Annotated in this window: 18 protein-coding genes; 11 read left to right on the top strand and 7 right to left on the bottom strand. The window is 66.5% G+C overall.

Annotation, left to right across the window (positions count from 1 at the left end; genetic code table 11):
• Positions 1 to 87: 87 nt before the first annotated feature.
• Complete coding sequence (ftsY, locus tag NM961_RS05080) at positions 88 to 1,305, bottom strand: signal recognition particle-docking protein FtsY (protein WP_255912160.1); 1,218 nt, start codon at positions 1,303 to 1,305, stop codon at positions 88 to 90.
• Between the two features lie 34 nt (positions 1,306 to 1,339).
• Here ftsY and rsmD point away from each other — a divergent pair, with 34 nt between their 5' ends.
• From rsmD to NM961_RS05045, 7 genes are read left to right on the top strand one after another with little or no spacing between them, the layout of a single operon-like run.
• Positions 1,340 to 1,963 carry a 16S rRNA (guanine(966)-N(2))-methyltransferase RsmD gene (gene rsmD, locus NM961_RS05075; RefSeq protein ID WP_255912158.1) on the top strand — a complete coding sequence of 208 codons (624 nt, stop codon included), beginning with the start codon at positions 1,340 to 1,342 and terminating at the stop codon, positions 1,961 to 1,963.
• A gap of 45 nt (positions 1,964 to 2,008) precedes the next feature.
• Positions 2,009 to 2,494, top strand: a complete 486-nt coding sequence (coaD, locus tag NM961_RS05070; RefSeq protein WP_255912156.1) for a pantetheine-phosphate adenylyltransferase — start codon at positions 2,009 to 2,011, stop codon at positions 2,492 to 2,494.
• A gap of 31 nt (positions 2,495 to 2,525) precedes the next feature.
• Positions 2,526 to 3,029 (top strand): hypothetical protein, encoded by a 504-nt coding sequence (locus tag NM961_RS05065; protein WP_255912146.1) that lies wholly within the window; start codon positions 2,526 to 2,528, stop codon positions 3,027 to 3,029.
• Between the two features lie 48 nt (positions 3,030 to 3,077).
• The gene (locus NM961_RS05060) at positions 3,078 to 3,338 is read left to right on the top strand and encodes a YfhL family 4Fe-4S dicluster ferredoxin (RefSeq protein WP_255912144.1); all 261 of its coding nucleotides are present in this window, start codon (positions 3,078 to 3,080) and stop codon (positions 3,336 to 3,338) included.
• Positions 3,335 to 5,011 (top strand): gamma-glutamyltransferase, encoded by a 1,677-nt coding sequence (gene ggt / locus NM961_RS05055; protein WP_255912142.1) that lies wholly within the window; start codon positions 3,335 to 3,337, stop codon positions 5,009 to 5,011. The genes NM961_RS05060 and ggt overlap by 4 nt, the downstream gene beginning before the upstream one ends.
• A 31-nt stretch (positions 5,012 to 5,042) precedes the next feature.
• Complete coding sequence (locus NM961_RS05050) at positions 5,043 to 5,903, top strand: MBL fold metallo-hydrolase (protein ID WP_255912131.1); 861 nt, start codon at positions 5,043 to 5,045, stop codon at positions 5,901 to 5,903.
• A 14-nt stretch (positions 5,904 to 5,917) separates the two neighbouring features.
• Entirely contained in the window at positions 5,918 to 6,436 is a 519-nt protein-coding gene (locus NM961_RS05045; protein ID WP_255912129.1) for a DUF4920 domain-containing protein, read from the top strand.
• Positions 6,437 to 6,554: 118 nt separating this feature from the next.
• On the opposite strand, the gene NM961_RS05040 is transcribed toward NM961_RS05045, so the two are convergent.
• On the bottom strand, positions 6,555 to 7,112 hold the full coding sequence (locus NM961_RS05040; protein ID WP_255912127.1) for an NUDIX hydrolase: 558 nt from the start codon (positions 7,110 to 7,112) through the stop codon (positions 6,555 to 6,557).
• 92 nt (positions 7,113 to 7,204) lie between these two features.
• Here NM961_RS05040 and NM961_RS05035 point away from each other — a divergent pair, with 92 nt between their 5' ends.
• Positions 7,205 to 8,728 carry an SMP-30/gluconolactonase/LRE family protein gene (locus NM961_RS05035; protein ID WP_255912125.1) on the top strand — a complete coding sequence of 508 codons (1,524 nt, stop codon included), beginning with the start codon at positions 7,205 to 7,207 and terminating at the stop codon, positions 8,726 to 8,728.
• A 68-nt stretch (positions 8,729 to 8,796) separates the two neighbouring features.
• Here NM961_RS05035 and NM961_RS05030 read toward each other — a convergent pair whose 3' ends face one another.
• Complete coding sequence (locus NM961_RS05030; RefSeq protein ID WP_255912123.1) at positions 8,797 to 9,684, bottom strand: 5'-3' exonuclease; 888 nt, start codon at positions 9,682 to 9,684, stop codon at positions 8,797 to 8,799.
• Positions 9,685 to 9,686: 2 nt separating this feature from the next.
• The gene (locus NM961_RS05025; RefSeq protein WP_255912113.1) at positions 9,687 to 10,253 is read right to left on the bottom strand and encodes a nitroreductase family protein; all 567 of its coding nucleotides are present in this window, start codon (positions 10,251 to 10,253) and stop codon (positions 9,687 to 9,689) included.
• Between the two features lie 100 nt (positions 10,254 to 10,353).
• Here NM961_RS05025 and NM961_RS05020 point away from each other — a divergent pair, with 100 nt between their 5' ends.
• The 3 genes from NM961_RS05020 (at position 10,354) to NM961_RS05010 (ending at position 13,283) form a co-directional block, all read left to right on the top strand.
• The gene (locus NM961_RS05020; RefSeq protein ID WP_255912111.1) at positions 10,354 to 11,481 is read left to right on the top strand and encodes a Re/Si-specific NAD(P)(+) transhydrogenase subunit alpha; all 1,128 of its coding nucleotides are present in this window, start codon (positions 10,354 to 10,356) and stop codon (positions 11,479 to 11,481) included.
• A 72-nt stretch (positions 11,482 to 11,553) separates the two neighbouring features.
• Entirely contained in the window at positions 11,554 to 11,850 is a 297-nt protein-coding gene (locus NM961_RS05015) for an NAD(P) transhydrogenase subunit alpha part 2 (protein ID WP_255912109.1), read from the top strand.
• A complete protein-coding gene (locus NM961_RS05010) occupies positions 11,850 to 13,283 on the top strand; it encodes an NAD(P)(+) transhydrogenase (Re/Si-specific) subunit beta (RefSeq protein ID WP_255912107.1) in 1,434 nt (477 codons plus the stop codon). Before NM961_RS05015 ends, NM961_RS05010 begins: the two co-directional genes overlap by 1 nt.
• 84 nt (positions 13,284 to 13,367) lie before the next feature.
• Here NM961_RS05010 and NM961_RS05005 read toward each other — a convergent pair whose 3' ends face one another.
• From NM961_RS05005 to NM961_RS04995, 3 genes are all read right to left on the bottom strand, one after another.
• Positions 13,368 to 13,943, bottom strand: a complete 576-nt coding sequence (locus NM961_RS05005) for a 2OG-Fe(II) oxygenase family protein (protein WP_255912105.1) — start codon at positions 13,941 to 13,943, stop codon at positions 13,368 to 13,370.
• A gap of 356 nt (positions 13,944 to 14,299) precedes the next feature.
• Complete coding sequence (locus NM961_RS05000) at positions 14,300 to 16,120, bottom strand: tetratricopeptide repeat-containing sulfotransferase family protein (RefSeq protein WP_255912103.1); 1,821 nt, start codon at positions 16,118 to 16,120, stop codon at positions 14,300 to 14,302.
• 115 nt (positions 16,121 to 16,235) lie between these two features.
• Entirely contained in the window at positions 16,236 to 19,088 is a 2,853-nt protein-coding gene (locus NM961_RS04995; RefSeq protein ID WP_255912101.1) for a TonB-dependent receptor plug domain-containing protein, read from the bottom strand.
• Positions 19,089 to 19,650 lie beyond the last annotated feature (562 nt).

The following is a 19,650-nucleotide window of genomic DNA, read 5'->3' as shown; positions in this document are numbered from 1 at the left end:
CCCCCCGGGCTTATGGGGGGGGGGGCGGGGGCGGCCCCCCCCCCCCCCCACGTCCACCTTCCTTTCTTTCTTCCCGCATACGCATGCTCAGGCCGCGCCCAGCGCCCCGGGCAGCAGGCCGTCGACGAAGGCGGCGGCGTCGAATTCGCGCAGGTCGTCCAGGCTTTCGCCCAGTCCCACGTAACGCACCGGCAGGCCGAATTCCTTGGCCAGGGCGAAGATCACGCCGCCTTTGGCGGTACCGTCGAGCTTGGTCACGACCAGGCCGGTCACGCCGATCGCGGCGCGGAACTGGCGCACCTGGTTGATCGCGTTCTGGCCGGTGGTGCCGTCGATCACCAGCAGCACTTCGTGCGGCGCGTTCGGATCCAGCTTGGCCAGAACACGGCGGATCTTGCCCAGTTCGTCCATCAGTCCGGACTGGGTATGCAGGCGGCCGGCGGTATCGGCGATGAGCAGGTCCAATCCGCGCGAGCGCGCCGACTGCAGCGCGTCGAAGATCACGCTGGCCGCGTCCGAGCCCGAACCCTGGGCGACCACCGGCACATTGTTGCGCTCGCCCCAGGTCCTGAGTTGTTCCACTGCCGCGGCGCGGAAGGTGTCGCCGGCGGCGAGCATGATCTGGTAGCCCTGCTGCTGGTAGCGCCGGGCCAGCTTGCCGATGGTGGTGGTCTTGCCCACGCCGTTGACGCCGACCATCAGCGTGACGAAGGGCTTCTGGCTGCGGTCTATCACCAGCGGCCGCGCGATCGGCCTGACCAGCTCGATCAGGGCCTGGCGCAGCGCGGCCAGGAGCTGGTCGGCGTCGTCGAATTCGCGCCGGTTCAGGCGCTTGCGCAGGTTCTCGACCAGTTCAGTACTGGCGCTGATGCCGACATCGGCGGTGATCAGCGCGGTTTCCAGTTCCTCCAGCAGGGCTTCGTCCAGCTTGGGCTTGCGCGAGAACAGCGCGCCCAGGCTGCGGGCGAAGGCGCTGCCCGAGAGGCGTTCGCGCCAGCTGCGCTTGACCGGCGCGGCTTCCGCAGCCGGAGCGGCTTCGGCGCCGACGGCCGGCGGTGGTTCGGGCTGGATTTCCGCGGCTGCGGGATGGATTTCGATGGGATCGGGCAGGGCTTCGGCCGTTGCCGCTGCAGTCGGTTCGACGGTGGCTTCGGGTACGGCCAGAGAAGCGGCGGATTCGACCAACTGCGGTGCCGCGGCGGCGCTGTCCGCCGCTATGGCTGCGTCCGCTGCAGCCGCCGCGTCCGCTGCGGCTTCCGCCGGCTGCTCGGCCGGCTTGGTTTTCTTCTTCCAGAACTTGAACATGGGAGACAGACGAATCCAGCGAGAATATCCGGTCATGCTACCACCTACCCGCGGCCGCCCCGCGCCGCGCCGCGAAGCCAAGCCGGCCGCCGCCGCGGCGCCCGGCAAGATCCGCATTATCGGCGGCCACTTGCGCAATTCCCGCCTGAACGTGCCGGCCTTGCCCGGGCTGCGTCCGACGCCAGAGCGCGTGCGCGAAACCTTGTTCAACTGGCTGGCGCCCTGGGTCGAGGGCGCGCGCTGCCTGGATCTGTTCGCGGGCACCGGCGCACTGGGGCTGGAGGCGCTGTCGCGCGGCGCCGGCGAGGTTGTCTTTGTCGAGCGCGATCCCGGCCTGGCCGCGGCGCTGCGCGCCAACCTGGACCGGCTGCGCCAGATCCACGGCCAGGTGCTGAACCTGGACGGGCTGGCCGCGCTGGCGCGGCTGGCGCCGGCCTTCGACCTGGTATTCCTGGATCCGCCCTTCGACGCCGATCTGTGGAGCGCCGCGGCGCAGCGCCTGGAAAGCGGCGGCCTGCTCAAGCCGCACGCCCTGGTCTACGTGGAGGCGCCGGCCGCCGCCGCGCCCGCGCTGCCGCCGGGCTGGCTGGCGCACCGCGAGGGCCGCGCCGGCGACGTGCGCTACGTGCTCTATCGCCGCGACGCAGGCTTGGCTTAAGCTTGGCCGGTTAAGCCCCAGCCCCAGCCCTGACGGTATCTTTTGATGGCCCGCGTCGCGGTTTATCCCGGTACTTTCGATCCGATCACCAACGGTCACATCGACCTGGTGAGCCGTGCTGCGCCGCTGTTCGAGCGCATCTACGTCGGCGTGGCCGACAGCACCAGCAAGGGGCCGTGCTTCAGCCTGGAAGAGCGCATCAGCCTGGCCCGGCTGGCCCTGGCCGGACTGCCCAATGTGGAAGTGCGCGGTTTCTCGGTGCTGCTGGCCGATTTCGTGCGCGAGATCGGCGCCTCGGTAATCCTGCGCGGGCTGCGCGCGGTGTCGGATTTCGAGTACGAATTCCAGCTCGCCAGCATGAACCGGCATCTCATTCCCGAGGCGGAAACCCTGTTCCTGACGCCGGCGGAACAGTACAGCTTCATTTCTTCCTCGCTGGTGCGCGAAATCGCCCGCCTGGGAGGCGATGTGTCCGGCTTCGTGCATCCGGCCGTGCAGCAGGCATTGCGCCAACGCTGGCGCAGCAATTGATTGTTCTCTCCTTCACATGCAGGTGAATTCCATGCGCAAGTTCATGCAAGCCGCCCTGATCGGCGTCGTTTCCACCCTGGTTCTGACTGCCTGCGGCGAGAAGGAAGCGGAAGCGCCCGCCGCGCCGGTCGCGGTCGAAGTGAAGATGCCGACCACCCCCACCGACCGCGCCGCGTGGAAGGCCTACCTGGTCGACGTGGTCAAGCGCAACATGGCCGGCGTGACCTCGGGCCGCCCGTACATGTACTTCGTGCCGGCCGGTGAAGAGCAGGCGCTGCAGGACGAGCGCATCAACCAGCTGGAAAACGTGCGCACCGTGGTCGCGCGCACCGTGTTGCCGGGCAACATGATGGCTTTCGGCGGTCCGGACTCCAAGCTCACCGGCGATCTGATCATCGACGCCTTCAAGGATGCCAAGGCCGGCGCGTTCAAGGACGTCATCATCCTGTTCATAGGCTCTCCTGCCGACCAGCAGCGCGTGCAGGAAGCCGTCGCCCCGTCGGGCGGCACCTTCCGCTTCGTCGAGATGAAGTAAGCCTTGTGCTCCGCGCGCGCCGCCCAGGCGCGCGCGGGCCGATTTGCCATGGCCCTGAAAATCACCGAACTCTGCGTCAACTGCGACGTCTGCGAGCCGGTCTGCCCGAACAAGGCGATCTCGATGGGGCCGGAAATCTACGAGATCGCCCCGGCGCGCTGCACCGAATGCGTCGGCCACTACGACGTGCCGCAATGTATCGAGGTCTGCCCGGTCGAATGCATCTTCGTCGACCCGGAGCATACCGAGACGCAGGATGAACTTCTGCACAAATACGCGGTGCTGACCCAACCGGAGAAGTCCGCATGATCCGACTGCGCGCGCTCACTTTCGTCGCGGTGCTGGCCTTTGGCGCCGTTTCCGTCCAGGCCGCCGACAAACCCGGCAAGGCCGCCATTGCCAGCGCGCACAAGCTGGCCACCGCGGCCGGCTTCGAGGTGCTGGGGCAGGGCGGCAACGCCTTCGACGCCGCCGTCGCGGTCAGCGCGGCGCTGTCGGTGGTGGAGCCGCAAAGCTCCGGCATCGGCGGCGGCGCGTTCTTCCTGCTGCACCGGGCCAACGACGGCCGCCAGGTGATGCTCGATGCGCGCGAGATGGCGCCGGGCGCCACCGACGCACGCCAGTACCTTGATGCCAAGGGCGAGCTGGATCGCGACAAGTCGGTCAACGGTCCGCTCGCCGCCGGCATTCCCGGCGAGCCCGCCGCGCTGGTCTGGGTGGCCGAGCACTACGGCAAGCTGCCGCTGAAGAAATCCCTGGCCCCGGCCATACGCCTGGCGCGCGAAGGCTTCGCGCCGGATGCGCGCAGCCTGATGTTCCTGGGCCTGCGCAAGGACGTGATCGCGCGCGATCCGGGCGCATCGGCCCTGTTCCTGCCCGGCGGCGAAGTGCCCAAGGAAGGCTGGGTGCTGAAGAATCCGGACCTGGCGCGCACGCTGGAGCTGATCGCCGAAAAAGGCCATGCGGGTTTCTACGGCGGCGACTACGCCGCGAAGCTGGTCGAAGGCGTGAAGAAGACCGGCGGCAACTGGAGCCTGGACGATCTCGCCCGCTATCAGGTCAAGGAACGCGAGCCCATCGTATTCCAGTACCGCGGCCACCAGGTGGTGACCGCGCCGCCGCCGTCCTCCGGCGGCATCGCCCTGGCCGAGATGCTCAACATCCTGCAGGGCTACAACCTCGACAAGCTGGACGTGGTCGAGCGCACTCACCTGGTGGTCGAGGCCATGCGCCGCGCCTACCGCGACCGTGCCGAATACCTGGGCGATCCGGATTTCGTGAAGATGCCGGTGGCCGAGCTGACCAGCCCGCTGTACGCGGCCGGCCTGCGCGCGTCCATCCATCCGAAGAAGGCCACGCCCAGCGACAGCCTGCCGGGCTTCATGGCGCCGGTCGGCGGCACCGACACCACGCATTTCTCCATCATCGACGCCGAAGGCAACCTGGCCGCGGTCACGCAGACGGTGAACCTGCCCTTCGGTGCCGGCGTGGTCGTGCCCGGCACCGGCTTCCTGCTCAACAACGAGATGGACGACTTCGCCCTCAAGGCCGGCGTGCCCAATGCCTACGGCCTGGTCGGCGGCGACGCGAACGCGCCCAAGCCCTATCACCGGCCGCTGTCGTCGATGACGCCGACCTTCGTCATCGGCCCGGAGCGCACCCTGGTCATAGGCACGCCCGGCGGCAGCCGCATCATCACCATGGTGCTGGAAGGCATCCTCGCCTGGTTCGCCGGCGATTCGCCGCAGCAGCTGGTGGCCAACAAGCGCTATCACCACCAGTTCCTGCCGGACGTGATCTCGATAGAAAAGGATGCCTTCCCGCTGGAACAGCGCAAGGCGCTGCAGGCGCTGGGCCATACCCTGAGCGAAGGCGAGCGGCCCTGGGGCTACATGAACGCGGTGGACTGGAACCGCAAGACTGGCGAGCTGCGCGGCGGCAGCGATCCGCGCGGCGTGTCCGGCAGCGCCGTGGTCAAGTGAGACAGGGTCAAGAGAGCGTGGAGGCGCGGCGATGAAACTGTGGTCCCTGCTGGGCAATTCGCAGAAACTCGACGGCGGCGCCATGTTCGGCAACGTGCCGCGTCCCATGTGGGAAAAGTGGATAACGCCGGATGCCGACAACCGCATCCCGCTGGCCTGCCGCTGCCTGCTGGCGGAAGGGCTGGACGGCAAGCGCGTGCTGTTCGAGACCGGCATAGGCGCGTTCTTCGAGCCGAAGATGAAGGAGCGTTTCGGCGTGGTCGAGAGCAGCCACGTGCTGCTGGAATCGCTGGCCGCCGCCGGTTTCGGCGATGCGGACATCGACGCCGTGGTGCTGTCGCACCTGCATTTCGATCATGCCGGCGGCCTGCTCGCGGCCTGGCAGCCGGACCAGCCGCCGCGGCTGCTGTTTCCGAATGCGCGCTATCTGGTCAGCCGCGAATGCTGGCAGCGCGCGCTGGAGCCGCACCCGCGCGACCGCGCCTCGTTCATACCGGAATTGCAGCCGCTGCTGGAACAGTCCGGCCGGCTGGAGATCGTCGAGGGCAAGTATTCGCAGACCCTGGGCCGCGCGGTGCGCTTCGATTACAGCAACGGCCATACGCCGGGCCTGATGCTGGCCGAGATCGGCGGCGACGGCGGCGTGGTCTTCTGCGCCGACCTGATTCCGGGCCGGCCCTGGGTGCACCTGCCGGTGACCATGGGCTATGACCGCTATCCGGAAATGCTGATCGACGAGAAGCGCCGTTTCCTGGAAGACAAGCTCGCCCGCGGCGTGCGCCTGTTCTTCACCCACGACGCGCAGTGCGCGCTGGCGGAAGTCGTCCGCGACGGCAAGGGCAAGTTCGGCACCACCAACGAGCTGGGCGAACTCGTCGCCCTGGCCGCATGAGCACGGAGGGAATAATGAACAAGTGGATAGTTGCAACAATGCTGGCGGCGCTGGCTGCTGCTGCGCAGGCGCATGAAGGCGGCCACGGCGGCCATGGCGGCCATGGCGGCCACGCTCCCATGGCCGGCCACGAGGCCCAGCCCGCCGGCCCCACGCCCATCGCCACCGGCAACGGCGGCGCCTACTACGGCGCGCCCATGCCCCAGTCCGATGCGCTGAGCGTGAGCGAAGCGGCGAAGGATCCCGCCGCCCACACCGCCGCGCCGCGCGCCTTCAGCGGCCGCATCACCGAGGTGTGCCAGAACAAGGGCTGCTGGCTGGTGCTGGAAGACAACGGCGCCTTCGCCCGCGTGTTCATGAACAAGCACAGCTTCAGCGTGCCGAGGCAGACCGGCAGCAAGGCCGTGGTCTACGGCACGCTGACGGTCAAGGAGCTGGACGCCAAGGAAATCGAGCACCTGGCCAGTGAAGGCAGCAAGCCGCAGGCGCAGGAGCTGCAGATCGATGCGACGTCCGTCTGGATAGGCGGGTAGGACGGGATTCGGGATTCGGGACCGGCAAAAGCGGTCTGAGGTTTTTTGCGTTTCGCCGCCGGTTCGGATTCGTGAAGCGAGGCGCGCTGCGCTCGTACGGATCCGGAATCTCAAATCCTCAGTCCCGGCTTTTTTCGCCGCAGGCGAAAAGCTCCACCCCGTGTTCGAGGAAGTACAGCCCCGCGAACACCTTGGGATCGATCGAATACCCCTGCGCCATGCGCTCGCACAGCCAGCCGGCCGCTTGAGCGCGGGGGATTTCGTGGATGCGGATGTCCTCGCCGGCCACGCCGCCGCCGGCGTGTTCGCGTTCCAGGTCCCAGGCGCGCACGAAGGCAATGGTCTCGGTGCTCATGCCCGAGGAACTCGGGCCGGTCATGTAGTAGTCCAGGCGGCCGCAGCGGTAGCCGGTTTCTTCCAGCAGTTCGCGCCGCGCCGCTTCGATCAGGTGTTCGTCGACTGCGCCGGGCTCGTCGCCGATCAGGCCGGCCGGCATTTCTATCGCGTGGGCGCGGATAGCCTCGCGCCATTGCTCGACGAACAGCACCTTGTCCTCCGGCGTGACCGCGATCACGATGACCGCGCCGCCGGGGTTGGTCCGCTCGGCGTATTCCCAGCGGCCGCGGCGGCACAGGCGCAGCCAGCGTCCATTGAAAAGAACCTCGGTTTCGTCCATCGTTGCGTGTTCTCCGCCCTGCGCCGGTCCGGAACCTATGCCGGGTCCGCGTGGTCTGTGGCCCGCCCTTTTCGATATTCCGGACTTTCCGCATGAAACTTCAAGCCCTTGCCAGCGCCCTGCTGACCCTGGCCGCATTGCCGGCCCTGGCGGCCGAGCCGGCCGCCAAGCCGGCCGTGGCAGCCCCCGCCGCCAAGGTCTCGCCGGCGGCCGCGCGGATGAATGCCGCCGAGAACCTGACCGAAGCCCAGATCAAGGCCACCAGCAACCGCGAAGCCCTGGCCAAGCTGGCCCAGCTGTATAACGGCAAGGACCTGCAGCGCTTCACCTGGGCCATGGAACGCCTGGTCGAGCTGTATCCGAATTCCGGCGCGCTGCGCCTGCAGCTGGCCAGCGTCTACGCCAGCCAGGGCGACAAGAGCCGCACCTACGACATGCTGCTGAAGATGCAGAACGTGGGCTTTGCCTACTCGGTGGGCAATGACCCGCGCTTTGAGAAGGTGCGCGGCACGCGGGTGTGGGATTACATCGTCGCCAACCTCGAAGTGAATGCCAAACCCTTCGGCGAAGGCTCCGTGGCCTTCCAGCTGCCCGCCGGCGACCGCCTGCTGGAAGCGCTGGCCTGGGATCCCAAGCGCAAGCAGCTCCTGGTCGGCAGTGCGCGCGAAGGCGCGATCTACCGCGCCGACGCCCAGGGCAAGCTCAGCGATTTCATCAAGCCCGACGCCGCTTCCGGCCTGTACAGCGTGCTGGACATGAAGGTCGACGCGGCCAATGACGCGCTCTGGGTGGCGAGCTACGGCGCCAAGGTGTTCAAGGACTACTCCGCCGAGACCGTCAACAAGTCCTACCTGCTCAAGTACAGCCTTTCCAGCGGCAAGCAGCTGGGCAAGTACGCGCTGCCGGCCGACCGTGTCGGTCACCTGTTCGCTTCGGTCGCGGTGGCTCCGGACGGCCGCGCCTACGTGGCCGATCCGGTCCGCAGCGAGATCTACAAGCTCGACGGCGACAAGCTGGTCCTGCTCACGCGCAACCCCAACCTGACCGGCATCGCCGGCCTGGCCGTTTCCGGCGACGGCCGCAACCTGTATTTCGCCGATCCGGCCCTGGGCCTGTTCGGCATGGACCTGAGCACCGGCACGCCCTTCAGCGTCGGCCATTCGCCTGACAGCCTGGTCGTCGGCGGCGTGTATTCGCTGGCCTGGTACGACAACTGCCTGATCATCGTGCAGGACAACATGGTGCCCCAGCGCGTGATGCGCCTGAAGCTGGACAAGGGCGGCCGCAACGTGGTCTCGGCCATGCCGCTGGATGCGGCCAAGCCGGAGTTCGGCCTGCTCGGCAACGCGGCGGTGGCCGGCGACGAGGTCTATTTCGTCAGCAACAGCCAGCGTCAGCTCTACGACAGCCACGGTGTGCTCAGCGACGAGAAGGCGCTGCAGCCGGTAAAGGTATACAAGAGCAACCTGCGCTTCGCCTGGGACAAGGCGGGCATTTCCGCCGGCCTCAAGCCCATTCCGGTCAAGACGGATTCCAAGGTGAATTTCTCCAACGCACCGGGCACCGAAGAGCAGCCCGCCGCCGAAGGCGAAAAGCCGAAGGAAGGCGGCAAGTAAGCCAGGCCGTCCGCAGGCAGGGCCCAGCGCGGCCGCCGGTGCTCACGCGCCGGCGGCCGCTGCGTTTTTCAGGCCAGTGCGCGGATGCGCGAGCGCGTCAGCGGGCCGAAGCGCAGCTGTTCCAGCAACTGTTCCACATCGGCCAGGTCCGGCGCGCGGCGGGCGAAACTGGCCGCGTCGGCCGGCACCGGGCAGTCGCAGGCGATGCCGGTCAGGCGGCGGCTGAGCTGGGCCTGGGCCATGCCGGCCTTGAGCTTGACGTAGGCGGCCGCGGCGCCGCGGAAGCGCAGGAAGGGGATTTCCTCGATGCGCGCGTAGATCGCCTCCAGGCTGCCGAAATGTCCGAGCAGCGTGGCCGCGGTCTTGGCGCCGATGCCGGAGACGCCGGGAATGTTGTCGATCGCATCGCCCATCAGGGCCAGGTAATCGGCGACCTGGTGCGGATGCACGCCCAGGCGTTCCTTCACGCCGGCGCTGTTCCAGCTCTGGTTGCGCGCAAAATCCCATTGTTCGTCGTGTTCGCCGATCAACTGGCCGAAATCCTTGTCGGCCGAGACGATCACGGCGCGGAATTCCTGCGCCCGCAGCGCATGCACCACGCTGCCGATGAGGTCGTCGGCCTCGAAGCTGAGGTCGCTGAGTACCTGCAGGCCCAGGGCCGCGGCGATGCGCTTGCAGTAAGCGAATTGCAGCACCAGCTCGGCCGGCGGCAGTTCGCGGTTGGCCTTGTATTCGGGATAGATGCCGTTGCGGAAAGAGCTGGTCAGCGACTCGTCGAAAGCGGCGGCGCAGTGGCTGGGACGCGCCTTCTCCAGGAAATCCAGCAGGAAGCGGGTGAAGCCGTAGACCGCGTTGACCGGCTTGCCGTCGGCATCGAAGAACTCCGGCGGCACCGAATGCCAGGCGCGGAACACATACAGGCTGGCGTCGACCAGATGGACCGTCGCGCGGCTCATGTTCAGCCCTGCCACTCGCTGACCAGGGCGCGGTGGTCCGGCCGCAGGCGCTCCGGCGCCGGCTCGCGCGCGGTGCCCATATGCACGAAGCCGACGACGCGCTCGTTCGCCGCCAGGCCCAGGCGTGCGGTGATGGTGGGGTCGTAGGCGGCCCAGCCGGTCAGCCACTGTGCGCCGTAGCCCAGGGCCTGGGCGCCCAGCAGCAGGTTGTAGGCGACGCAGCCGGCGGCGAGCAGCTGTTCCTGCACGGGTACCTTGTTCTGCTCGTCCAGCCGTGCCACCACGGTGACGATCAGCGGCGCGAAGCTGAAACGCTCGCGATCCTTCTGTACCGCGGCCGGCGGCGCATCCGGGTTGTTCGCCAGCGCGGTCGCCGCGAGCAGCTCGCCCAGGCGCGCACGCGCCTCGCCGCGGATCAGGATGAAACGCCACGGCACCAGCTTGCCGTGGTCGGGCGCACGCACCGCGGCCTGCAACAAGGCGTCGAGTTCGGCCGGGCCGGGGCCGGGTTCGCCGAGCTGGCGCGATGGCACGGAGCGGCGGTTGTTGAGCTGATCGAGTGCGGTCATAGGGGGATTCGCCATAAGAATGCGCGAGTCTAGCAAGCCGGCTTACCAGCGTTACGTTCATGGGCTAGGATGCCGGGGCTTGATCCCTGGGGAGTGGCACATGGCAGTGAACGTCGCGGTAGTGCGCGAAACCTGGTCCAACGAGCGCCGGGTCGCGCTGACGCCGGAGGTCGCCAAGAAGCTCAAGAGCAAAGGCGCTTCCGTATTGATCGAACGCGGCGCCGGCGATCCCGCCAGCTTTCCCGATGCGGGCTACAAGGACGCCGAAGTCGCCGATGCCGCCGCCGTGCTGGGGCGCGCCGACGTGCTGCTGAAAGTGCAGCCGCCGACGCTGGAGGAAATCGCCCAGCTGCGCGAAGGCAGCGTCGTCATCAGCCTGCTGCAGCCGCACCTGGCGCCGGAGCGCACCCGCGCGCTGCGCGACCGCAGGATCACCTCCTTTGCCATGGAACTGCTGCCGCGCACCACGCGCGCCCAGGCCATGGACGTGCTTTCCTCCCAGGCCGGCGTGGCCGGCTACAAGGCCGTGCTGATCGCGGCCGAGGCCTCGCCCAAGTTCTTCCCCATGCTCACTACCGCGGCCGGCACCATACGCCCGTCCAAGGTGCTGATCGTCGGCGCCGGCGTGGCCGGGCTGCAGGCGATCGCGACGGCGCGCCGCCTCGGCGCCCAGGTGGAAGGTTTCGACGTGCGGCCGGAAACCAAGGAACAGATCGAATCGCTGGGCGCGAAATTCCTCGACCTCGGCGTCAGCGCCGCCGGCAGCGGCGGCTATGCGCGCGAACTCACCGCCGAGGAACGCGAGCAGCAGCAGCGCGCCCTGGCCGAACACCTCAAGGGCATCGACGTCATCGTCACCACCGCCGCCGTGCCCGGGCGCAAGGCGCCGCGCATCATTTCCGCAGCCATGGTCGAAGGCATGAAGCCCGGCGCGGTGATCGTCGACATCGCCGCGGAGACCGGCGGCAACGTGGAACTGTCCGAAGCCGGCAAGACCGTCGTCTCGGCCAATGGCGTCAGCGTGATCGGTCCGGTCAACCTGGCTTCCAGCGCGCCCATCCACGCCAGCGAGATGTATGCGCGCAACCTGTACAACTTCCTTGAACTCAGCCTCAAGGACGGCGAGCTGAAGCTGGACTGGGACGACGAACTGATCGCCAAGACCTGCCTCACCCACGCCGGCGAGATACGCCACGAGCCGACGCGGCAGCTGGTCGACGGCGCATGAGCAATTCCGGCCGCCCGTTTCTCGCACCGGCCGCAGCCGGCATGGACAGTCAAGAATTCCTGGGGAATCGACATGATCAGCGGTGAAATCGCTCTCTATCTTTTCATGCTTGCCGCGTTCACCGGGCATGAAATCATCAGCCGCGTGCCGGTGATCCTGCATACGCCGCTGATGTCGGGTTCCAATTTCGTGCACGGCATCGTGCTGGTCGGCGCCATGATCACGCTGGGCGAGGCGACTACGGTGACGCAGCAGGTGATCGGCTTCATCGGCGTATTCCTCGGCGCGGGCAACGCCGCCGGCGGCTACGTGGTGACGGAGCGCATGCTGGAAATGTTCAAGTCCAGCAAGAAGGAAGGAGCGAAGTAATGGACAAGGCTACGCTGCTGCACTACGTGGTCCAGGCCAGCTATTTCGCCGCGGCCGTACTGTTCATCCTGGGCATCAAGCGCATGTCCTCGCCGGTGACCGCGCGCAGCGGCATCCAGTGGGCCGGCGTGGGCATGGTGGTGGCCACCGTCGCCACCTTCTTCCACGGCAATATCCTCAACAACAGCGGCGTGATGGTGAACGTGCTGCTGATGGTGCTGGCAATCGGCGTGAGCACCGTGTTCGCCTGGGTCTCCGGCAAGAAGGTCGCGATGACCGACATGCCGCAGATGGTGGCGCTGTACAACGGCATGGGCGGTGGCTCGGCCGCGGCCATAGGCGCCGCGGCGCTGATCGGCGCTTCCACCGGCACCAGCCATCATGCACTGGGCAAGGCGCAGATCGCGCTGGCCGTGGTCGGCGCGCTGATCGGTTCCATCTCCTTCACCGGCTCGCTGATCGCCTTCGCCAAGCTGCAGGGCTGGATGGACAAGACCTTCCGCTTCGGCGGCCAGCAGGTGGTCAACGGCCTGTTCTTCCTCTCCGCGCTGGGCCTGGGCGCGGCGCTGGTGTTCGAACTCAATACCACGGTGGTGATCGCGTTCTTCGCCGTGTCGCTGCTGTTCGGCGTACTGATGACCCTGCCCATCGGCGGTGCCGACATGCCGGTGGTGATCTCGCTGTACAACGCCTTCACCGGCCTCGCCGTCGCGTTTGAAGGCTATGTGCAGGGCAATGTGGCGCTGATCATCGCCGGTACCGTGGTCGGCGCGGCGGGCACCTTGCTGACCCGCCTCATGGCCAAGGCCATGAACCGTTCGATCAGCAACGTGCTGTTCTCCAATTTCGGCGGCGGCGGCGGCGGTTCCAGCGAGATCGCCGGTTCGCAGAAGCCGATCGACGCGGCCGATGCGGCCTCGCTGCTGTACATGGCGGAGAAGGTCATCATCGTGCCCGGCTATGGTATGGCCGTGGCCCAGGCCCAGCACAAGATCTGGGAACTGTCGCAGCAGCTCATCAAGCGCGACAAGACGGTGAAGTTCGCCATCCATCCGGTCGCTGGCCGCATGCCCGGCCATATGAACGTGCTGCTGGCGGAGGCCGGCGTGCCCTATGACCTGATCGCCGACATGGACGACATCAATCCGGAATTCTCCACCTGCGACGTAGCCATCGTGATCGGCGCGAACGACGTGGTGAACCCGGTGGCCAAGACCGACAAGTCCTCGCCGATCTACGGCATGCCCATCCTCGACGTGGTCAATGCGCGCCAGGTCATCGTGATCAAGCGCGGCAAGGGCGCGGGCTTCGCCGGCATCGAGAACGCGCTGTTCTACGCCGACAACTGCCGCATGCTCTATGCCGACGGCCAGGAAGCAGCGAACCGGCTGATCGCGGAGCTGAAGGGCATCGATTCCGGCGGCGGGCACTGAGCGCGGCGCGGTACGCCGAGGAATGAAAAACGGGCGCTCGCGGCGCCCGTTTTTTTTGCGTCAGCGGCAGAGCGGCCGCGCCGTCTATTTGAACAGCAGATAGGTCGAGAGGATGTACTTCTCGTTCGAGCGCGGCGCCAGCGCCTCGTGCTGGAACATCCAGTAGGGCGGGAAGATCAGCAGGCGGCCGGCCTTGGGCGCCACGTCCACGTCGAGATCGACGAAGCGGGTCTGGCCGCCTTCGGCCACGTCGTTGAGGTACCAGAGAAACACGAGATAGCGGTTGGCAACCGGGCCCAGCGAATCGAAATGCGGCTGGAACACCTCGCCATGGGCCGGGCGGTAGCGCTTGATGATGAGTTCGGCCAGGTTGTTGGACGGCGGTATGGGGATGGTCAGGCCCAACTCTGCGTTGTAGCGCGCCAGATACTGGTCGATGGTGGCGAAGATGAAACCCTTGAACGCGGCATCGGCCAGCGGCGTGATGTCCAGCTCCACCCAGGCACTGTTTTCCAGCCCGGCGCGCGCATTGCGGCCGTTGGCGCGATGGAAGCGCTGCAGCGAATTGAATGAGGCGACCATCTGTGCGCAGGTATCGGCGTCGAAGGCCTGGTCGTAGACCCGGATATAGCGACGCAGGTCGGCGATGGTCTCACTCATTGAATATTTCCTTGGGCAAGCCGCGGCGGGCCGGGCAGGGAACCGGCGGCTGGACGCCGGCCTGATCCGGCCGAGCATGGCGCAGGCAGCGGCGTGGGAGCAAGTTGCGCTTGGTCTGGCGTCCGGGGACTGGGGCTTGGCGCCCGGGAGAATCGGGATACCCGCATTGCCCAGGCGCCTTGACCGCGAGCGAGGGAAGAATTGGGACACCCACATTGCCCAGGCGCCTGGGAAGAATTGGGACACCCACACCCAGGCGCCTGAAGCGCAAGCCGGCCATTCGCACGGCCGGCTCCGCTTCCGCTACTCCCCAGTTCAGCCCGGGAACGGGCCGCCGGCTGAACGTCCGCGGCCTGTCAGCGCGCCGCGGGCTCGTAACCCCAGTGCTTGAGATACGGTGCCAGGATGGCCTCGGCCTCGGCGAAATGCGCGGCGTAGTGACGCCAGCGGCCGATGGAGCGGGTATAGACCGGCTCCACCACCTGGGAATAGCTGGGCGTGGAGATGAAGCCGCGCGATTTGGCGTGGTCGGCGAAGGCCAGCACGTTGTCGTTCCAGGGCAGCTGCAGGAATTCCATCAGCCGGCGCGCGTGGGTTTCGGTGTCGCTGACCAGGTCTTCGTAGCGCAGTTCCAGATGGCGCGGCTTGAAGATCGCACTCTGCTGCTGCCAGAAATCCATGACCTTGGCGTACATGGCCGCGCTGGCGGGCAGCGAGCTGTTGCACAGGGCGAAAGCGGCGGAGCGGAAGCTCTGCATCACGCAGCTCAGGCAGGCGTCGCGCGGGTCGCGCAGGGTCAGCACGATGCTGGCATTGGGGAACAGGCGCGAGATCAGCGGCAGCCGGGTCAGATTGAGCGGGTTCTTGTCGACCAGGCGCTGGCCGGGCTGCAGCGGCGCGATGTGCTTGTTCGCTTCGCGCCAGTACTGGCTGCGTAGTTCGGCCAGGCGCGCGGCGTCGAGTTCGCCGAGCTGGCTGGCGCGCTGGATATTCCACTGGCGCAGCTGCGGCCGCAGGCCCTGGAAAATCGGGCGTTCATCCATCGCGACCAGGCCGGGGTGAGCATCCAGCATCTGCTCCAGCATGGTTGTGCCGGAGCGCGGATAGCCGACGACGAAGATGGGGCTGGCTTCGGCCGCAGGGCCCTCCACGCTTGCCCAGGCCGCGGCGATTTCGGCCGGCACGCGCTCGTTGTCGTCGGCAAGCAGGTCGCTGCCGTCGAACAGTTCCGGGTGACTGCTCTGCAGTTCCACGCGGCGCGCGGCGTGGGCGTCGGTGAAGGCCTGGAAGGCGGCTTCGTACTGGCCCTGCTTGTCCAGCACCTTGCCCAGCGAGAACAGCAGCGAGGCGCGCTGCTTGGGCTTGTGTTCGGTCTGCAGCAGTTGATTGTGCAGGCTGACGGCTTCGTCGAGCTGGCTGGTGCGGCTGGCCAGGCGCGCGCGCGCCAGCACCAGGCGCGGATTGGCCAGCTGCTGCGGTCCCAGCATGGCTGCGCCGAGCACGCGCCGGGCTTCGTCCAGCCGGTTCGCGCGCTCCAGCAGCAGCACGTGGCTGGCGACCACTTCGGGTTCGTGGCGCAGCGCCGGCAGGCAATGGGTGATGATGTGTTCGGCGGAATCCATGCGGCCCAGCTCGATCAGGATCATGACGACTTCGCCGAGCAGGGCGGGATCTTCCAGTCTGGTCCAGTCGCGCGCATCCAGCAGCGCGGCGATGGGTGCGAAATCGCTGATGTCGGCATGGCAGCGCGCCAGCGAGACGCGGACTTCGTCGTCCTGCGGCGCCAGCTTGAGCGCTTCCTGGTACAGCTCGCGCGCGCGGCGGAACTGGCCGGCCTCGTGCAGGCAGCTGGCGTAGGGCGCGAGCACGTCCAGCGGGTTGCCGGGCAGTTGGTAGGCGCGTTCCAGCGCCTTCAGCGCGTTGTCGATATCGCCGTTCTGACGGCGGGCGTTGCCGAGATTGATCCAGTGCGCCGGCTGTTCCGGCTCCCGGGCGCAGCAGTGTTCAAACAGGCTTATGGCGTCGGCATAGCGTCCCTGGGCGCTCAGCGCCAGCCCCAGCAGCATGCTGGCGAAGGTATGGCCGGGACTGACCTGCAGCGCTTCGCGCGCGAGTCGGTCGGTTGCGCCGGGGTTGCCGGCCATCAGCTGGTCGTAAGCGTCTTGGAGAAGCTGCATCGCGGATCCGTACTTTTCACAGAGGCGGCCCTGGCGCCGCGGCAAACAAAAAAGCCGCGCGGGAGAACCCGCGCGGCTTTCGAACTACACCACTCTACAACACAAACCGCTGTGCTTAGAACTTGATACCGAGGCGAGCCCAGTAGAAGCGGCCCATCGTGCGATAGGTGCGCTCGTCGGTGTTCGCATTCAGCGTGTTGTTCTGGTACAGCAGCGGCGGCTGCTTGTCGTTGATGTTGTCGATACCGATCGAGATGTGGGTGTTGATCGGCTCGATCTGGTAGCCAACGGACACGTCGTGGTAGGTGTAGGCGCCACGACGCAGGACGGTGCCCTGCGAGGTCGGGCTCGGCACGTCGGTGAAGTCGGCGTACCACAGCTTGATCGAGTGGACGTAGTTCACGTTCCAGTTCGCATCCCAAGCGCCCCAGTTCCAGGACACGTTACCCAGACCGCGCCAGCGGGCGTAGTTACCGTCGCCACCCTTGTTGCTCGGGTTGAAGCGGCCGGCTTCACGCAGACGGGTGCTGCCGTCGCCTTCGACCTGCTCGTTGTCATACTGGGCGACGTAGGTCGTGTCCAGGCTGAAACGGAAGGTACCGATCGAGGTTTCCGGCAGGCGGTACTTGATGCCGATGTCCACGCCCTTGGTATCGACGCGGCCGACGTTGTTGGTCAGGTCGTCCAGGCGGGCTATTTCGCCATTCGGGTTACGGCTGAACAGGTTGCAGTAACGACCGTAGTTGTAGCACTGGTCGAGAATGGTCTGCGCACCGATGACGCCGATGGTGTCATGCAGCACATAGCGCCAGATGTCGACGCTGGTGGAGAAGCCTTCCAGCCAGCTCGGATCGTAGATGACGCCGTAGGTGAACACCGAGCCGTTTTCCGGCTTCAGGTTCGGGTTGCCGCCGTTGTAGCCCGACAGCTGGGTGTCGGTCTGACGGAAGGTGCCGTCCGGGGTCACGTTGGCGCAGGCGCGCGGATCAGCCGCACCGCCGGTGTAGCCGTTGCAGGGATCGGTGAAGCCGATCGCATTGGCCGACTGCGGGCTGTACAGGTCGGTGATCGTCGGAGCGCGGAACACTTCGGCGTAGGTACCACGGACCAGCAGGTCGTCGATCGGACGCCATTCCAGGCCGTACTTCGCGTTGGTGGTGTCGCCGACGTTGGAGTAGTCGGAGTAACGCGCACCCACGGTCAGGTTCAGGGCCTTGGCGAACGGAACGTCACGCAGGATCGGCACGAAGAGTTCGCCGTAGATGTCGGTGACATCGTAGGAACCCGAGACCGGACCGGTACAGGCTTCGTTCGAGATGTAGCAGTTGGTGGTGCCCGGGATCGTGGTGGCCAGGAATTCCGGGAAGAAGCCGAAGTACTCTTCACGGTATTCCGCACCAGCCGCGAGGCTCAGCGCGCCAGCCGGCAGCTCGAACAGTTCACCGCTGATGTTGCCGGTGACCATCTTGGTCGAGCTGTTGGAGTGGTTGCGCACGGTCGGGGAGATCGTGTTCAGCGCAGCGATCTGCGCCGGCGAGCCGAGGAACGGACCGAAGAAGTCGACCGGCACGCAGCCGGCGATCGGGGCGTCCGGCGTACCGCAACGCACGGTGTTGGTGACCGGATCCAGGAAGGACGGACCCAGCGCGTCGGTCAGAGCCGGCGTGTACAGGTAGCCGGTGCGCTTGGAGTAGTTGTTGCTGGCGGCGTACAGGCCGGACAGATCCCACTGCCAGGAATCACCGAACGAGCCGCGCAGGCCGACGGTCAGCAGCTGGTCGTTGCGGGTGAAGCCGGTCTGGCGGTTGCCGATGCGTTCCAGACGCAGACGGCCGTCGACGATGTCCACGCCGAACGGGTTGTAGTAGCTGTCGCCGGACAGCAGCACGTTGTCGACCGACGGACGGCCGTCGAACGGCAGCGGGGCCAGGATCGAGGAGGACTGCGTCTTGTTGTAGAACGCCTCGATGTAGGCTTCGACGTTGTCCGAGATGCGGTACGAACCGACGGCGAACATGCCGGCGCGTTCCTGCGGGGTGACCAGCACGTTGCCGACCTTCTGGTAGTTATACAGGTCGGTGGCGTTGGAGAAGCAGCGGAAGTCGCTGATGTTGCGGCCGGTGCCGCCGTCGCGCAGGGTCAGGGCCACTTCAGCGCCGCTGCCGGCGCAGTTGATGCCGTTGGCTTCCGCGACGGAGCGCGGAACGACGTAGCGGCCGGTGGCAGTACGGCTGGAGCCGCCGACGATGACTTCGCCGGAGTACAGGGTCAGCGCGATGTTCGAGAAATCGCGGTCCGCCGCGGAGATGGCGTCCTGCTTGTTGTAGTTCAGGCCGACCATCAGGGAGCCGCGGTCGCTGTTGTGACCGAAGGTCATCTGGAAGTCGCTACGGGCACCGTCGTCATAGTCGGTGATGCCGTAGGAGGTCGAAATTTCCAGGCCCTGGAAGTCGCGGCGCAGGATGAAGTTCACCACGCCGGCGATGGCGTCGGAACCGTACACCGAGGAGGCGCCGTCCTTCAGGACTTCGATGCGCTCGATGGCGTTGGCCGGGATCTGGTTGACGTCGTTGACGTTGACGCGGTGGCCGTTGACCAGCAGCAGGGTGCGGTCGGAGCCGAGGCCGCGCAGCGAGACGGTCGAGAAACCGTCACCACCACCGTTGTTGACCTGCGGGTTGGTAGCGGCACCGGCGATGGCCGGGGTGCGCTGGATCAGGTCGCCGACGGTCACGGCGCCGGTCTTTTCGATCGAGGTCTTGTCGATCGTGAAGACGGGGCTGGCATTTTCCAGGTCGACGCGGCGAATGCGCGAACCGGTTACGACGATCGTCTCCAGCGTATCGCCCTTGTCGGCGCCTTCATCCTGGGCGAAAGCCGGTGCGGCGGTGAGGCCTACAGCGGCCGCGGTGCCCACGTACAGGGCGTAGCGCACGGCGCGCAGAAGCTCGTTGCGGTTTTGTCTCATTACACTCTCCAACGTCAGAGTTGTGACACAGATCGGGACTAGTACTTTCCTTCCTGGAAAAGGCCAAGGAATAACCTGCCTAAGCCTCGGCAGCGGCCGATACTAACAACATTCGCAACGAGTGGGAATCCCTGTAGCTTATTTGCAACAATGCTGTGGTTTGCCTACGGCACTGTGCTCTATCCAATTGATCGTGAATGAAAATTGGATGCGGCATTGTATCTTTTTTGGGTGGAAAAGCAGGCGCTCACCTATGCGGAAATTGCGCGCATACGTTGCCCGGAAGTGGATTGTCCGGACGAAAACGTTAAAAACGCGGTTAACGGGAATATCACGAGAGGGGGCTTTCGGGGGCGGTGTACAGGCGTTTTTTTAACGTCTCGGGACGAGGCGGGCGGGGCGGATATGTCCCTTTTCTTTGAGTCGGGGCGTGTGTGGGGACAGGCGTGGTTTTGCGGCGAGTCTCGAATCTGAGGCGGTAGCTTTTGTCGTCGGTGAGGGCGTCTGAAACGTGAGGTGCCCAGAAGACGCGGACGAAAAGTGGGTGTCCTGAACTCGCATG

This window comes from Tahibacter harae, assembly GCF_024437735.1.
GTDB lineage: Bacteria > Pseudomonadota > Gammaproteobacteria > Xanthomonadales > Rhodanobacteraceae > Tahibacter > Tahibacter harae.
Note: the sequence above shows the minus strand (reverse complement) of the source record. Positions and strands in the feature narration are given on the sequence as shown.

Coding starts and splice junctions, on each gene's coding strand:
- NM961_RS05050 (WP_255912131.1), top strand. CDS start 5,043: ATGAAACTGTGGTCCCTGCTGGGCAATTCGCAGAAACTCGACGGCGGC.
- ftsY (WP_255912160.1), bottom strand. CDS start 1,305: ATGTTCAAGTTCTGGAAGAAGAAAACCAAGCCGGCCGAGCAGCCGGCG.
- NM961_RS05065 (WP_255912146.1), top strand. CDS start 2,526: ATGCGCAAGTTCATGCAAGCCGCCCTGATCGGCGTCGTTTCCACCCTG.
- NM961_RS05015 (WP_255912109.1), top strand. CDS start 11,554: ATGATCAGCGGTGAAATCGCTCTCTATCTTTTCATGCTTGCCGCGTTC.
- NM961_RS05045 (WP_255912129.1), top strand. CDS start 5,918: ATGAACAAGTGGATAGTTGCAACAATGCTGGCGGCGCTGGCTGCTGCT.
- NM961_RS04995 (WP_255912101.1), bottom strand. CDS start 19,088: ATGAGACAAAACCGCAACGAGCTTCTGCGCGCCGTGCGCTACGCCCTG.
- NM961_RS05000 (WP_255912103.1), bottom strand. CDS start 16,120: ATGCAGCTTCTCCAAGACGCTTACGACCAGCTGATGGCCGGCAACCCC.
- rsmD (WP_255912158.1), top strand. CDS start 1,340: ATGCTACCACCTACCCGCGGCCGCCCCGCGCCGCGCCGCGAAGCCAAG.
- coaD (WP_255912156.1), top strand. CDS start 2,009: ATGGCCCGCGTCGCGGTTTATCCCGGTACTTTCGATCCGATCACCAAC.
- NM961_RS05030 (WP_255912123.1), bottom strand. CDS start 9,684: ATGAGCCGCGCGACGGTCCATCTGGTCGACGCCAGCCTGTATGTGTTC.
- NM961_RS05020 (WP_255912111.1), top strand. CDS start 10,354: ATGGCAGTGAACGTCGCGGTAGTGCGCGAAACCTGGTCCAACGAGCGC.
- NM961_RS05040 (WP_255912127.1), bottom strand. CDS start 7,112: ATGGACGAAACCGAGGTTCTTTTCAATGGACGCTGGCTGCGCCTGTGC.
- NM961_RS05035 (WP_255912125.1), top strand. CDS start 7,205: ATGAAACTTCAAGCCCTTGCCAGCGCCCTGCTGACCCTGGCCGCATTG.
- ggt (WP_255912142.1), top strand. CDS start 3,335: ATGATCCGACTGCGCGCGCTCACTTTCGTCGCGGTGCTGGCCTTTGGC.
- NM961_RS05025 (WP_255912113.1), bottom strand. CDS start 10,253: ATGACCGCACTCGATCAGCTCAACAACCGCCGCTCCGTGCCATCGCGC.
- NM961_RS05010 (WP_255912107.1), top strand. CDS start 11,850: ATGGACAAGGCTACGCTGCTGCACTACGTGGTCCAGGCCAGCTATTTC.
- NM961_RS05005 (WP_255912105.1), bottom strand. CDS start 13,943: ATGAGTGAGACCATCGCCGACCTGCGTCGCTATATCCGGGTCTACGAC.
- NM961_RS05060 (WP_255912144.1), top strand. CDS start 3,078: ATGGCCCTGAAAATCACCGAACTCTGCGTCAACTGCGACGTCTGCGAG.